This window comes from Ruegeria sp. CDSA079 (assembly GCF_059612245.1).
In genome coordinates this window covers 231,152-245,783 of record NZ_JBXWQF010000007.1, presented here as the reverse complement: position 1 = coordinate 245,783, position 14,632 = coordinate 231,152, and the positions used below count along the sequence as shown (strand labels likewise).

The 14,632-nt window shown below is 53.4% G+C and carries 14 protein-coding genes; 4 read left to right on the top strand and 10 right to left on the bottom strand.

Features of this window, described 5'->3' with window-relative positions; genetic code table 11:
* Positions 1-219, top strand: a 219-nt coding sequence (locus AC2FJZ_RS10255; protein WP_496777389.1) for a hypothetical protein, incomplete at its 5' end; no start/stop codon positions are given.
* Positions 220-638: 419 nt separating this feature from the next.
* Here AC2FJZ_RS10255 and AC2FJZ_RS10250 read toward each other — a convergent pair.
* The 10 genes from AC2FJZ_RS10250 to AC2FJZ_RS10205 form a co-directional block, all read right to left on the bottom strand.
* Positions 639-1,793 (bottom strand): Gfo/Idh/MocA family protein, encoded by a 1,155-nt coding sequence (locus tag AC2FJZ_RS10250; RefSeq protein ID WP_496777387.1) that lies wholly within the window; start codon positions 1,791-1,793, stop codon positions 639-641.
* The gene (locus tag AC2FJZ_RS10245) at positions 1,793-2,848 is read right to left on the bottom strand and encodes a sugar phosphate isomerase/epimerase family protein (protein ID WP_496777386.1); all 1,056 of its coding nucleotides are present in this window, start codon (positions 2,846-2,848) and stop codon (positions 1,793-1,795) included. The genes AC2FJZ_RS10250 and AC2FJZ_RS10245 overlap by 1 nt, the downstream gene beginning before the upstream one ends.
* 27 nt (positions 2,849-2,875) lie before the next feature.
* Positions 2,876-3,904: a LacI family DNA-binding transcriptional regulator gene (locus tag AC2FJZ_RS10240; protein WP_496777384.1), complete on the bottom strand. Its 1,029-nt coding sequence runs from the start codon at positions 3,902-3,904 to the stop codon at positions 2,876-2,878.
* A 37-nt stretch (positions 3,905-3,941) separates the two neighbouring features.
* Positions 3,942-5,564 (bottom strand): dihydroxyacetone kinase subunit DhaK, encoded by a 1,623-nt coding sequence (locus AC2FJZ_RS10235; protein ID WP_496777382.1) that lies wholly within the window; start codon positions 5,562-5,564, stop codon positions 3,942-3,944.
* An 11-nt stretch (positions 5,565-5,575) separates the two neighbouring features.
* Complete coding sequence (locus AC2FJZ_RS10230; protein ID WP_496674129.1) at positions 5,576-6,568, bottom strand: ABC transporter ATP-binding protein; 993 nt, start codon at positions 6,566-6,568, stop codon at positions 5,576-5,578.
* A complete protein-coding gene (locus tag AC2FJZ_RS10225; RefSeq protein ID WP_496777380.1) occupies positions 6,561-7,658 on the bottom strand; it encodes an ABC transporter ATP-binding protein in 1,098 nt (365 codons plus the stop codon). The genes AC2FJZ_RS10230 and AC2FJZ_RS10225 overlap by 8 nt, the downstream gene beginning before the upstream one ends.
* A gap of 2 nt (positions 7,659-7,660) precedes the next feature.
* Positions 7,661-7,849, bottom strand: a complete 189-nt coding sequence (locus AC2FJZ_RS10220; protein ID WP_496777378.1) for a hypothetical protein — start codon at positions 7,847-7,849, stop codon at positions 7,661-7,663.
* Positions 7,846-8,784, bottom strand: a complete 939-nt coding sequence (locus tag AC2FJZ_RS10215) for a carbohydrate ABC transporter permease (RefSeq protein WP_050605966.1) — start codon at positions 8,782-8,784, stop codon at positions 7,846-7,848. The genes AC2FJZ_RS10220 and AC2FJZ_RS10215 overlap by 4 nt, the downstream gene beginning before the upstream one ends.
* Positions 8,781-9,728: a carbohydrate ABC transporter permease gene (locus AC2FJZ_RS10210; RefSeq protein ID WP_496674123.1), complete on the bottom strand. Its 948-nt coding sequence runs from the start codon at positions 9,726-9,728 to the stop codon at positions 8,781-8,783. Before AC2FJZ_RS10210 ends, AC2FJZ_RS10215 begins: the two co-directional genes overlap by 4 nt.
* Positions 9,729-9,808: 80 nt before the next feature.
* A complete protein-coding gene (locus AC2FJZ_RS10205) occupies positions 9,809-11,128 on the bottom strand; it encodes an ABC transporter substrate-binding protein (RefSeq protein WP_050605964.1) in 1,320 nt (439 codons plus the stop codon).
* A gap of 396 nt (positions 11,129-11,524) precedes the next feature.
* Between AC2FJZ_RS10205 and AC2FJZ_RS10200 the strand changes: the two genes are divergently transcribed.
* The 3 genes from AC2FJZ_RS10200 to AC2FJZ_RS10190 all read left to right on the top strand — a co-directional run bounded on the left by AC2FJZ_RS10200 (position 11,525) and on the right by AC2FJZ_RS10190 (position 14,629).
* Positions 11,525-12,304 carry an MOSC domain-containing protein gene (locus tag AC2FJZ_RS10200; protein ID WP_496674120.1) on the top strand — a complete coding sequence of 260 codons (780 nt, stop codon included), beginning with the start codon at positions 11,525-11,527 and terminating at the stop codon, positions 12,302-12,304.
* A gap of 794 nt (positions 12,305-13,098) precedes the next feature.
* Entirely contained in the window at positions 13,099-13,410 is a 312-nt protein-coding gene (locus AC2FJZ_RS10195) for a hypothetical protein (protein WP_496674117.1), read from the top strand.
* Positions 13,403-14,629 (top strand): HlyD family secretion protein, encoded by a 1,227-nt coding sequence (locus tag AC2FJZ_RS10190; RefSeq protein WP_496777377.1) that lies wholly within the window; start codon positions 13,403-13,405, stop codon positions 14,627-14,629. Before AC2FJZ_RS10195 ends, AC2FJZ_RS10190 begins: the two co-directional genes overlap by 8 nt.
* Positions 14,630-14,632: the final 3 nt, after the last annotated feature.

The following is a 14,632-nucleotide window of genomic DNA, read 5'->3' as shown; positions in this document are numbered from 1 at the left end:
CTCCCTTTAGGAAGAATTGAATCAGCAACTTACCAACCGATCAAGCCCGAGTTTTTCAACAAAATAAGCCCAAAGCGTCGCTTGCTGCAATATGGACGAATAACTGCTTCCCGCGAAAAGCAGACGCGACTTGATCTCAAAGGGTCTGCAAGGCGGCGCGCTCAACCAGAAGAACGGCAAGTGAAGCCCTCAAAAATTCGTAACCGCGAAAGACTATAGCATCACAGGAAAAACTCCGCCCGCTCAACCACCTAGACCATAGCAATCGCAGCGGCGCAAATGGCCACGGTCGCACGTGACCCGATCCAGATACGGCCCGGTTGCTTGCCCCGACGAGTTGTCTCTCGAATCCGGCAGGGGTGCGGATGTCTTCGTGACCGAGATGTCGGGACAGGACATCGGCCAGCTTATGACGTGCAATTACGGCATCCCGCAGCAGCTCTTCAACTTCACTATAGACACACATCACACGTCACACTAAGCGGTTGGAAAGATGTTCGCCGAAGCAAAACCGCAGCTTGGCATGGTGACCCAAGGCAGAATTGAGCGTTGGTACCAAACACTCAAAACCCGCATCCTATTGAAAATGACTATCTGCCCGGTGATCAATAAGCATGCTCCATACTCAGAGCCAGATTTTACTCTAACTTGACCCAAGCCGCATTCCTTGAAGAACTTTGCACGCATGCGGCCACAAACTTAACACCATTGAGCCCGTCATGGACCGTTGGATAGATAACCGACGCCTCAGGTGAAATCCCATTTCGGAAAGCTTGAATGGCCTCTGCTGCCTCTCCATAGACATTTGCGAACCCCTCAAGATACCCCTCAGGATGTCCGGGGGGAACTCGACTTAACCGGTTGGCAGCATCTCCAGCCCCGGCACCATTTCGGGTGATCAAACGCTTAGGCTCGTTGTAGGGCGTAAACCACAGGTAGTTGGGATCTTCCTGAGCCCACTCCAATCCACCTTTTTCACCATAGACCCGCAATCGGAGCGCGTTTTCATTGCCAGGAGCCACCTGAGAAGACCACAGCATGCCCCGCGCTCCGCCTTCGAAACGAAGCAGGACGTGCGCATTGTCATCGACTTTGCGGCCCGGCACAAAGGCCTGCAAATCCGCCGCAAGGCTTTCCGCCTTTAACCCGGTTACAAAGCAGGCGATGTTGTACGCGTGGGTGCCGATGTCACCGGTTGATCCACCTGCGCCAGAGCGTTCAGGATCGGTCCGCCATTCAGCCTGTTTAAAGTCCTGCTGTTCGGTCAGCCAGTCCTGTGGGTATTCAACCTGAACTACGCGGATACTCCCAATATCTCCGTTGGCAACCATTTCACGCGCCTGCCGAACCATCGGATAGCCTGTGTAGTTGTGGGTCAATATGAACAGCGCGTCTGCGCTTTCCGCTGCTTTGACCAGCTTTTTTGCATCGGCAAGGGTCGAGGTGAGTGGCTTGTCACAAATAACGTGAATGCCACGCTTCAGGAACTCGCGTGCGGCAGCATAGTGAACGTGATTTGGTGTGACAATTGAAACTGCCTCGATCCCAGATTTCAGCCGGGCTTCCCTTATCGCCATTTGCTTGAAGTCTTCATAAACCCGTTCGAGCCCCAATGCCTGCCCACTTTCAAGAGATTTCTCAGGTGTAGAAGACAAAGCACCGGCAACCAATTCAAACTTGTCGTCCAATCGCGCCGCAATTCGATGAACGCCGCCTATGAAGGCATCGTTTCCACCGCCAACCATGCCAAGGCGAATGCGACCTGAGGTTTCTTCCCTGCGTCCTGTAACCATCACTCAATCCCCAGCATCTTACGGTTAGCCGCTTCGTCTGCGCCACTGTCAGCGAAGTCATCGAAGGCCTTTTCGGTCACGCGGATAATGTGATCGGACACAAACTGTGCGCCCTCACGCGCTCCATCCTCAGGGTGTTTGAGGCAACATTCCCATTCGACCACTGCCCAACCATCAAAGTCATTCGCAGCCATTTTTGAGAAGACGGCCCCGAAATCCACCTGGCCATCGCCAAGTGACCGGAACCGTCCAGCCCGATCAACCCAGCTTTGATACCCAGAATAAACACCCTGCCGCCCAGTTGGATTAAACTCGGCATCTTTCACATGGAACATCCGGATCCGATCCTTGTAGATGTCGATGTTGTCCAGGTAGTCGAGGCATTGCAGCACGTAGTGAGACGGGTCGTACAACATGCAGGCCCGAGGGTGATTGCCTGTCCGCTCGAGAAACATTTCGAATGTCACGCCGTCGTGGAGGTCTTCTCCGGGGTGAATTTCATAGCAGACATCAACGCCGCATTCGTCAGCGTGATTCAGGATCGGCATCCAACGGCGCGCGAGCTCATCAAATGCCGTTTCAATCAATCCGGCAGGGCGCTGCGGCCAAGGATATACGTAGGGCCAAGCCAACGCGCCTGAGAACGTCGCGTGAGCAGAAATACCCAAGTTTTTCGATGCTGATAGTGCCTTTTTGACTTGGTCCACCGCCCATTCTTGTCGGGCCTTCGGGTTCCCTCGGACACTCTCGGCTGCGAAACCATCAAATGCAGTGTCATAGGCCGGGTGAACGGCCACAAGCTGACCTTGAAGATGCGTCGACAGTTCAGTGACTTCGACACCATTTTCGCTGGCTTTGCCTTTGAAGTCATCACAATAACCGGTGCTGGACGCGGCCTGTTCCAGGTCGAACAACCGGCCATCCCAACTGGGAACCTGAACGCCTTTGTATCCGCAATCAGCCGCCCATTTGGTGATCGCATCCCATGAATTGAACGGTGCTTCGTCCCCTGCAAATTGTGCAAGAAACAGAGCCGGCCCTTTGATCGTCTTCATTAGATTTTCTCCCCAAAACCTGTGCCTTTATGGCGGTAAGTTTTCCTTCAGATAGATGTCGATACGGATACGTTCCTGCGCCTTGTTGAATGGAACCTTGTCCGAAGTCGCGCGCAGCAGACGGATGGCTGAACGAACAATGTGCCCCGAGTCTTGCGAGATTAGAGCGTCAAACGTTCCAAGCCTAAGCGCTTCACGACTAAGTGGAGTGAGCTCATGCGCTATGATCACCAGATCTTTGCTGAACGTATTCTCTGAAAGAAACTGAATCAGACCAGCATTGCCTGCAGCTGACGAGTATATTCCAACCAAATCCGGGTAGGTTTCAAAAATCTCGGGCATCATCGTGTAGATCAGATCCGGATCATCCCGACCCTCTACGGACGCCACAACTTCGAGATGAGGAAAATCCTCAGCCACAACAAGATCAAAACCCTGGCGTCGTTCCAGATGATCGCGTGCCAAGCGAGAGCCTGTCAGGACCAATACCTTACCCTCGCGATGCACAAATCGTCCCATCAGCTGAGCAGCTGTTCGTCCTGCTGAAATATTATCGATGCCTACAAAGTGATCTCTATCAGAACTTGGCAAGTCAGACACGAAGGCAACTACTGGAACGCCCTTGTCCCTGATCCTCTTTACAGCGTCGCGGACAGAAGGCGTTTCAGGTCCGAAAACGGCCACTCCATCGACCTCCAAACTGTCGACAGCATCCAGGATGTTGACGATGTCTTGCGGCTCAAACGGAGCTACCTTCTCGATTGCAATGCGAGTTCGTTCGATAAACTGGTCACGCGATTGTTCTGCGATCTGACTGCTAATCGCCTCTACAAACTCGTTGTCCGTGTCCGGCAAAACAAAGAGGAAATTGTAGACGCGGTTACGCGCGAGGTTGGCCGCGGCCGTGTCGCGCACATACCCCAACTCATCAATCGCCTTTTGTACTTTCTGCACGGTTACGGCCCGCACACCGGGGCGCCTGTTCAAGACCCGGTCAACAGTCGCCAGGCTGACACCCGCTACGCGCGCGATGTCATTGACGGTTGGCTTTTTCACCAATTCTAACTTTTGTTTTTGGTCTTCCACGTGTTCTTCAGCCCTCAATCTCCCGCGCTAAGCCTTCAAACAACAAAGCAACAGCCTCAGCGCCGGGATCGTTATGTCCAACTAGGTTTTCTTCGGGAACATAGGCCGCGCGGCCCGCCTTCGCACGACGAATTTTAGCCGTGTTGTCCGCGCCTTGGCGGGCAGCCTTTGCCGCATGGCTCAGGCCAGACGGGAGTGCAGCAAGTGCAGGCGCCAGGGCATCAAGCATTGTCCTGTCACCGACCTTGGCGCCCCCAACCTGGCTTACTCGATTCAGACCTTCGACCAAGGATTTCGGTGCAGAAGCTCCGCTCGCGCAGGCATCTCCAGCCGCGTTGAAAAAGATTGCGAGTATCACGCCGGAAGAACCGCCCATTGTCTGGCTCAATTCATTGCCCAAGGCGGGAAACAACTGTGTCAAATCAGCGAGCGGCATTCGGTCAAGACTGCCTTGCAACGCTCGTGCAGCAGTCGCCAATGTGCTCCCTGTGTCGCCATCACCAGATTTCGCGTCCAACTCGTTCAGGGTCTTCTCAGCGTTGATAAGCAGTTCAGACAACCGGACGATCGTTTCCCGTGTCACAGGATTGTTTGAAGGAATTGGATCAATCGGAGTCAACCCGTCAGGCAAAGGCGCTACTTTTAGTGGATCGATGGAATTGACGCCGGGCCAAGCCGCCAGATCAACAGGCGCTTCAAGCGCCGACAAATCGTTCTGATTTACGGGCAGAACGGAAACAGAGAACCCGTGCATATCCAGCGATGTCATCATTGGTGCCGGGCCAATGATATGGCGGGCGATACCAGTTTCGGACAAGGCGTGTGTGAGGACAGCCATTTCTAGCGGAGTTGTGGACCCGAGATTGTTGACCAAGGCCACACAATCCCCAGATTCCACCCGTTGCTTTAGCTTCTCTACCACTGTGGCCATGGCCGATACAGCGTTTGAAAATTCCACCTGCTGTACACCGGGCTCACCATGGATGCCCAAGCCGAGTTCCGCTTTGCCGGGTGCAATCCTGTCTTCTTTTGGAGAACCCGGAACGGTGCAGGTGTCCAGGCTCATACCGATGCTCACCACCTTGGCTATGGTGCTGCTTGCTGCATTGGTGACAGTGCCTAGGTCAGCACCCGTTTCAGCAAGCGCGCCAGCAATTTTGTGCACGAACAAAGTTCCTGCCACGCCGCGCGGTTGCGGAAGGTCGGGCAGGGCGATGTCATCGTCGACAACGACCATCTCTACCCTGCGGCCCAATGCACGGGCGCGTTCAGCTGCCAGTCCAAAGTTCAACCGATCGCCGGTGTAATTCTTGACAATAAGCAAGCACCCAGCCTCACCAGTAACCGCAAGAATGCCAGCCAGAACCGCCTCAACTGGCGGGGACGCAAAAACTTCGCCACATACGGCTGCTGTCAGCATACCGGCGCCAACAAAACCCGCATGTGCGGGTTCGTGACCAGACCCTCCGCCGGAAACCAAGGCGACTTTCGACTTGTCCCAATCCGACCTGTAAACAACCTTGATGTGTGGGTATCCGTCCAACCGGGTAAGTCGTCCTCCAGAGGACGCCAGAAGACCGTCTATTGCCTCTGTGACCAAGGTTTCTTTCGTGTTGAGGAACTGGGCCATGCTTTTGCTCCTTAATTCACTCGCGCGCCAGACGCGTCAAAATACAATGGATTGTGAGGGCGGATTTTTATAAGTTTTCCAGCGGGATAGTCCTGATGGATGTCAATCAGTGTCACAACCGGGTGGCCATTCAAGTCCAAGTGCAGTCGCGTTTGATCCCCCAGATGCTCAGCACGTACTACACGCGCATCACGGCCTTCGCCTTCAATGATGTTTTCCGGGCGAAGACCAATCTGCGGGCCCTTGTGATCGCCTCCGAACAACTCGGATGGCAGGATGTTTATCCGTGGCAGGCCTAACCGGCTGGCAACGTAAACACTGCCGGGGTTTTCATAGATATCCCGGGGTGTCCCGTACTGAACCAACCTTCCATTTTCCAGAACGCCGATATGCGTCGCCATTGTCATGGCTTCAACCTGATCATGGGTCACGTACAGTAAGGTTGACCCCAAATCCGCCTGAATTCTCTTCAGTTCCACACGCAAATCTGCCCGAAGCTTGGCGTCCAAAGAACTGAGTGGTTCGTCCATTAGGAAAATCTGGGGGTCACGCACCAGCGCCCGTCCGATTGACACGCGCTGCATCTCGCCGCCAGAAAGTTCGGTGGCTTTGTTGTCCAGTTTGTGCGGGATCTGGAGGATTTCCGCGACTTCGTTAACCTTTCTCGCGATCTCATCCTCTGGCGTCTTCAGGATCGGCGACCGCAGAGGAAACGACAGGTTCTCCTGCACTGTCATATGGGGGTATAGCGAATATTGCTGGAAGACCATCGCCACATCGCGCTGGGCTGGCGTTTCTATTCCAACGTCTCGCCCGGCAATTCGCACCGTTCCCGAATCCAATTTATCGAGTCCGGAGATCAACCTCAGCGTCGTTGTTTTTCCGGCACCAGTCGGACCCAACAACACCACGAAGGCGCCGTTGGGGATCGTCATAGAAATATCGTCCACCGCTTTGACTTTACCGTATGACTTCGAAATATTCTCCAAATCGACTTCAGCCATTGTTTAGCACCTCGCCGTTCAGAGCGGACCGCAACGCACGGCCCGTAGACATTTCAAATACGGTCACTGCAGGTGAGCGAAACTCCAATCCCACTGTCTGGCCGGGATTGACGACTTCGCGTGCATCAATTCGGGCTTTCAGCTCTCCATTTGGACTTTGCAGCGTCACGATCTGGGTGGTCCCCAGGTATTCTGCGGCCAGGACCTTGGCCCGGTAAGCGCTGACATCCGATAGAAAAACATGCTCGGGGCGGACACCAAAGACCAAGTCTCCCTCTGCCCCTTCCATCAGTTTGGGCACAGCTTCGTCATGGCCGTTCAGTCGGACCATTTCCGAGCCAGGTTCGACCTTCCCCTGAAACCGCAGGAAATTCATTGAAGGAGACCCGATAAAGTCAGCCACAAACATCGTAGCTGGTTTGTCGTAAATCTCCTGAGGCGTGCCGAATTGCTCGATCACAGCGTTGTTCATTACGACGATCTTGTCGCCCATTTGCATGGCTTCCAACTGGTCGTGTGTAACATAAACAGTGGTCGCGCCCATGCGATCATGAAGCGCGCGCAGTTCTTCAGCCATGTGCTCGCGAAACTCTGCATCCAAAGCACCAAGAGGTTCGTCCATCATGAACGCCTTGGGCTCGCGAACAATCGCGCGACCAAGCGCCACGCGCTGCCTGTCGCCGCCTGAAAGCCCGCCTACCGGGCTATCTAGTATGTCCGTTATCCCTAGAATCCCAGCGACTTCCTCCACTTTGGCCTTTACTGCAGCACGCGGCATACCCTGCGATATCAGTGGATAGCTGATATTTTTGCGCACGTTCATGTGTGGATACAGCGCGAACATCTGAAAAACGAAGGCAATGTCGCGCTCTGAGGGCGGTCGTTGGCTGATTTCTTCACCGTCTAGGTAAATCTCGCCAGATGTGGGAAGTTCCAAGCCCGCGATCATCCGCAGAGTTGTTGTCTTTCCGCAACCGGATGGCCCCAGCAGCATGAAAAACTCACCGTCCTCAATCGTGAACGAGCTTTCGCGGACAGCGGTGAAATCGCCGAACATCTTTTTTACATTTTTGACTACGATCTGGGCCATTTCTACTCCGGGAAATGGCTGACGATGATGAACATGACGGTTCCGATCAGCGTGACGATGAAAGAATAGGTGAAGACCCAAAGGACAAAGGGCTGCATCAACATGAAGACACCCAGTGCGATGAGGATGGTCGCGACCATCTCCCATGGGCCGCGGCGCAGCCGCATCAATCCGGTAAGAAACTCGCTCATTTGCGCACGGCTCCGAATGTAATCCCACGCAGCAAGTGTTTGCGCATCAGGATGGTGAAAATCATCACCGGGATCAGGAAGATCGTCGCGCCAGCTGCTACGGCAGGCCAATCCAGGCCGCCGATACCGATGATGGTTGGAATGAAGGGCGGCGCAGTTTGCGCATTCGCGGATGTCAGCAGCACCGCAAACGCGTACTCATTCCATGCGAAGATCAGGCAGAAGATAGCAGTTGAAGCTATGCCGGTGGCGGCTTGCGGCAGCACCACTTTGTAGAATGCCTGAAACCGTGTGTAGCCATCTATGAGAGCGGCTTCTTCGTACTCTCTCGGTATTTCGTCGATAAAACCCTTCAGCAACCAAACTGCCAGAGAGATATTCACGCCCGTATACAGCAGGATCATGCCAAGATGCGTGTCGCTGAGACCAAGGTTTCTGAACATCAGGAAAATCGGGATTGCGACGGCAACCGGAGGCATCATCCTTGTACTGAGGATGAAGAACAGAAGGTCGTCCTTCAGCGGAACTTTGAACCTGCTGAACGCATAGGCAGCCAGCGTACCAAGAAAGATGCTCAAGAACGTCGAGCCAAATCCGATGATAACCGAGTTCATAAAGCGCTCACCGAACTTGGACGGCCCAACGATCACCATGTCGTATTGGCGCACGATCTCATCGGCCCAATTCTGCGGCGGGTTGGCTTCCAGAAATTCCTGCGTTTGCCGCGTGCGCGTGGTGAAAAGGTTGACATAGCCTTCAAGCGTTGGGTCAAATACCATTTTGGGCGGATAACTGATCGCATCGGCTGGGGATTTGAAGCCAGTCAGCAAAATCCACACCAGCGGGATCATCGTGATCAGTGCATAGGCGATGACCAGAAAACCAGCTATCCACTTGGACCGGTTCGAAGGTTCGGTGACGGAAAAACTGCTCATCTCTGTTTCACCTTGTTCAGGGCTTTGACGTAGATCGACGCAAGGCCGAACACGGTGACGAAAAGGATGATCGCATAGGCCGAGGCATAGCCCGTACGCCACTTCTCAAACGCCTCTCGCTTGAGATTGATCGAAGTGAGTTCGGTAACAGAACCCGGCCCACCGCCGGTTAGCTGAACCACGAGGTCGAACATCTTGAAGTTCTCGATCCCTCGAAACAGCACCGCGAGCATCAGGAACGGCAGAACCATCGGGATGGTGATCGTGAAGAACTGCCGCAGCTTGCTGGCCCGGTCGATCTCGGCCGCTTCGTAGATATAGTCGGGAATACTGCGCAGTCCGGCCAGACAGATCAGCATCACAAAAGGCGTCCACATCCAGGTGTCAACGATCACGATCGCCCATGGGGCCAAAGTCACCGAGCCCAACATCTCAAAACTTGACGGGTCCTTGCCGGTGAACCACGACACGATGTAGTTAAACAGACCGATCTGCGGCTGGTAGAGGAACTTCCAGAAGTTCCCGACGACTGCCGGGGACAACATCATCGGCAGCACGATAATCGTGGTCCAAAGATCGTTGCCTTTGAATTTCTTGTTGATCAACCACGCCAGCGTGAAACCGATCAGCACCTGAAAAAAGATCGTCCAGAACAGGAAGTGCGCCGTTGCCTGCATATTCAACCAAGTGTCGGAGTCCGTCAGGATACGCTCGTAATTCCTGAACCCGACATCTTTGACTTCACGCGCGATCCGGTTGGCTTTGTAGTTGGTAAAGCTCAGTTTGATGGTCCAGATCAACGGAAAGATATTGATCGCCAGCAGCAGAAATATCGTTGGGGAGATGAATATCCAGGCGATCGCGCGGTCGGATAACCCCCGAATTTTTCGCGCAACTCGCACGGGCGTTGCCTGCGCAACGCGATCTACAGTCCTGTCAGACATCTCTTTGCCAGTTCTTGTTGGTTTTGGACTTACGGGTGAAGGTGAAGCGGGTTCGCACCCGCTTCCGCCCTACTTCCGGATTACAACTTGCCTTCGTCTTCGAAGGTTTCGGTCCAATCTTCGATCAGAAGATCAAGCGCTTCCTGGGCCGTGCCCTGGTCGGCTACGACGTAGTCGTGGATGCGTTTCTGCATTGCCAACAGCAGTTCTGCATAAGCAGGCTCCTGCCAGAAATCCTGAACCCCAGCCATTGCCTCCAGGAAATCACCGGCGAACGGTTGGCTATCCACGAAACCAGGATCTTCCAGCACTGAGTTATGCGCCGAATAGCCGCCTAGCTCCCACCATTTCGCCTGAACTTCTGGCTGTGCGAACCACTTAATGTACTCAAGTGCGGCGTCTTGTTTGTCAGAGTAACTGACAACAGAAATTCCTTGTCCGCCGAGTGTTGAACCGGCCTGATTTTGTGGTGGATTCACGAAGAAGTCGATCTTGTCACCGCCGGTATTGGGATCGGCATAAAGACCAGGGAAGAACGCAAACCAGTTCATAGCCATTGCGACCTGACCTGACTTAAAGGCGTCCAGGCTCTCACCCATGTACGAATTGGTGTATCCCGGAGGCGTCGCTGTTTTGTAGAATTCCTTGTAGAACTCCAAAGCCTCAACTGCTTCCGGTGAGTTTACTGCGCCTTCCATGTCATATGAGCCAGGAGTGTTTTCGTATTTGAAACCCCAGGGGTAAAGCGCCCCGGTCACGCCCATCGTGATCCCTTCCGAGCCGCGCTCGGTAAAAATGGCTGCTCCATACACGGTTTTTCCATCGATCTCACGACCCTGGAAGAATTGGGCGATCTGTAGCAACTCTTTCTGAGACTGAGGCTCGCGCAAATCCTGCCCTGTGGCTTCTTTGTATGCCGCCTGGATTTCAGGGTTTTCGAACCAGTCCTTACGATAGAACCAGCCATTGGCATCACCCATCGCGGGCAGCGCGTAGTAGTTTGGTGTGCCCTTGGGCCAGGTCGAATAGGCGTAAACGGTGGCTGGCGCAAAATCGTCCATGCTGATGCTTTCAGCATCGAAGAAGTCGTTCAGTTGGACATAGTGACCGTTTTCCGCGCCACCGCCGATCCATTGACTGTCACCAATCAGCAGGTCGCAGAGCTTACCACCGGAGTTCAGCTCATTCAGCATTCTGTCCGCAAAATTTGGCCAAGGAACAAATTCGAAATTCATCGTGTGGCCGGATTCTGCTTCGAATTCCTTTGATAGCTCGACAAGCGCGTTGGCCGGGTCCCATGCAGCCCAACATAGCGTCAGATCTTCAGCATTTGCCTTGGTAGAAAGAGTAGTAGCGGCAAGGACTATTGCGCTGGCCGAGGCCAGTTTTGAGTAAGTCATCCATTCCTCCCTTTTTTGCGCCGTCAACCGAGGATGTGCGAATCGCGGCATACCCCCAAGGCTATTTGAGGTACGAACCTCAAGTCCAGAAAAACTTGAGGTTCGTACCTCAAAATGCTGAAGGCACCCTCGAGCAGAGTCGCTTATGAATTGATTTTAAGAGGAATTTCAGAGATGTTGATGCGCATGTGTTTTCGGTTGCGGGATGTCAAATAGCCCTATCGATCGAAATGACACAGCCAACTTTGGCGACATCAGGCCATCAACTGGTCTCGGGAATTCGCTTCGGTGGCCACTTGCAGTATATTCAGTCGATACATTTACGAATTGGAGATAGCGTCAAATAGCGCGAACCACGCAGGATCGTGCCTAACTCGTTTGGTCAGGTGCAGACGTATGAAAAATCTCTCTATCGTTCGAATGAACCGCTACCCAATTAAAGGCTTGAGTTCCGAGCCTATGCAAACCGTGACGCTGCAAGCAGGAGAGGGCATACCCGGTGATCGTCTCTTCGGATTTGCCCGTTACAACTCCGGTTTCGACATGCAGAACCCTAAGCCACTTCCGAAAGACCGTTTTGTCGTTTTGATGAACGAGGCTGCACTGGCAGGCATGCAGACCCGTTTTGATATTGAGACCCAAGATCTTGAGGTCAATGCGAACGGCAAGATGCGATGTTTTAATATGCAAGTTCCTGAGGATCGGATGGATGCGGCAAGGTTCCTGAGCACAGAGATAGACTTAAGAGATCCCGAACCGCCAAAGTTCGTCTATTCCGCTCCTCATCGGTTTACGGATGTGTCTGTCGTGTCGCCGAAAATGATGAACGCGATATCTGTTTTGAATCTGGCCTCTGTGGAAAAGTTGGGCAGACAACTGAACACAGATATCCACCCAGCGCGGTTCCGAGCGAATATCGAGATAGACGGGCTACCTTCGTTTTCTGAGCTGGATGCCGTTGGATCGGTTCTAAGGTTCGGCGATGTTGAGTTAAAGGTACTCTCACGTACGAAAAGGTGCGCAGCAACTGAAGTGAACCCGAAAACGGCCGAGCGGGACTTGAAGATACCCTACCTTATTCAAAAGTTGATGGGTCATATGGATATGGGCGTCTATGTCGAGGTAACCAATGGCGGAACGCTAACGGTCGGGCAAACTGGGGAAAAACTCACGTGAGTTTTGAGCCGCCAGCACCGCCGCAAACTAATCAGGTTTCATTCTGTTAATGCGCAGCGCGTGAACTGCACCGAAGCGCATCTGGGGCATTACCGATCTGAGTTGTGCACTCAATGCTCAGTAATTTAGGACAGTCCAGACACGAGTTGTCCAATCCAAGGGCTGCACCGGCAAAGATCGCAGCAGATGTTACAGGCGCGCTAAAAGCCAGAAGTGAAAAGGCAGATATGCCTTGGTCTGGTGTGGGGTTTTGGTCGTGTGACTGGCAGTGGCCAACGGAAGTAATATATGCCGCGTCTGGACAGTGAGAGATACGCACGCAGCTTCATTTTGTGTCACACCTGTGTGTCACACCGCTCTAACGCGTGCTATCTAGTTGTATTGTTAGGTTTTGGTGGAGCCTAGGGGAAACGCCGCCGATCTTATAATGCACTGATAGTAAACATTATTGTAGTGTATTGGTTTGCAGTGTCTCTCACCTTAGTGTCACACTCCGATATGCATAACCTCTTCCGCCAAGCTGCGCACATCAAAGCATGCGAACCTCTTAACTGCCCTGCTTGGTATAATGTGCCGACCTACTACTTTTTTCGTTTTGAGATGTTGCGAACGATGTGGAACGGTTGTGTGCGGGTCTGCTCGGCAACGACCTTACTCACGCCGTACCAAGCCGTATAACAGCCACTTCTCTATCCGCAGTGAGATTGGTCATTTTGATTCCAATCAGATATATTTGAATGTGATCAGTTGAAGGCGGGGTGGGGCAAGTGAACAGTTCTATTTCTGATGACGCGATGGCGAGGCTCCCATTTTGGGTAACCCCTCCGGGAGAGACAGATGGTTTTCTGATCGTTGTTGGATTGGTTCTAGTCATAGTGCTGCTGGGTTTTGGCGCACTCTACTTCACAGTACAGGCCATTCCAGACCGCATGGCAGCAGGTGCTCATAAGGTCCAAATGCAGTTGGTCGGTGTACTTGGGTTAATCTCTCTATTCACCCTGAATAACGCTTTCTGGATCGCAGCTATTCTGATCGCCGCCGTGCCGTTGCATGAGATCTTTCCACTCAAGACCGAAGTAGACGTCTCGGAGAGCGACGATGCTTGAGCTAGTCTTCTCTGCACTGATCACAATCGTCCCAGACTATCTGTATCGCCGCTACAAGCAAGGCAAACGGTGGGGTCACGAAATAACCCTGTTCAATGTCTGGTACGAATTGCGGTGGGGTTTGACAGCCTGTGCAATACTGGCTGTGACGCTGATTACGTTGATCTTCTATTTCCACCCCTCAACGCGGAATGTCTCTGCGGCGTTTCGCACAGTTACCATTCTGTCGGATCGCGCGGGGCGGGTCGCGGAAGTCTACGTTGCCAATAATGACGACGTGAATGCTGGTGATTCCATTTTCCGATTGGACACCACAAGGCAGGAGGCAGCAGCGGAAACGGCTCAGCGTCGTATCGAGGAGATTGAGGCGGCTCTGGGCCTGATCGCAACAGAAGTCGCGAGCGCCACCGCAAGGGTTGAGGCGACGGAAGCTGAACTTGCTCAGGCTACGAGCGATTTGGAGCGACGTCTGGAGCTTGCGGAACGAAACAACACCGTTGTTAGTGAGCAGGAACTGGAACGCTTACAAACAGCAATGTCCGGCGCGGAAAGTCAGCGCGCAGCCGCAATTGCCTCCCTCGATGGTGCCAAATTGCGCCAAACTACTCTTCTCCCTGCACAGCTTGAAACTGCGCGTGCGGTTTTGAGAGAGGCTGAGAACGAGATATCAAAATCCACCGTGTTTGCCGAGGTGGACGGGACGGTAACGCAGTTCCTGCTAAAGCCGGGTGATATCGTTAATCCAATACTACGCCCTGCCGGGATATTGGTGCCTGAGGTCACGGGACAACGGCGTTTTATCGCGGCTTTTGGTCAGATTTCCGCCAGTGTGCTCAAGCCGGGTATGCTGGTGGAAATTACCTGCGCGTCTAAACCGTTGACCATAATCCCGATGGTCGTGGATGACGTGCAGGAAGCGATTGCTGCAGGGCAGTTCCGACCGGGGGATGCGCTGCTGGATCAGCAGGATCGAGCGCGACCCGGTACAGTTACAGCGTTCCTGGCACCTATTTTCCCACAGCATCTTGATAGCATCCCGCCCGGTAGTGCGTGCGTTGGCGTTGCTTATACGAGCCGAGCAAAGGAAATCGACGCTGGTGAGATCACAGGCCTGTCGGCCTTCATTGCAAGAATTGTGGATGGCATGGGTATAGCAAATGCAATTGTCTTGCGGGCACAAGCCATTCTGCTTCCTGTTAAGACATTGGTTTTCAATTAGGCC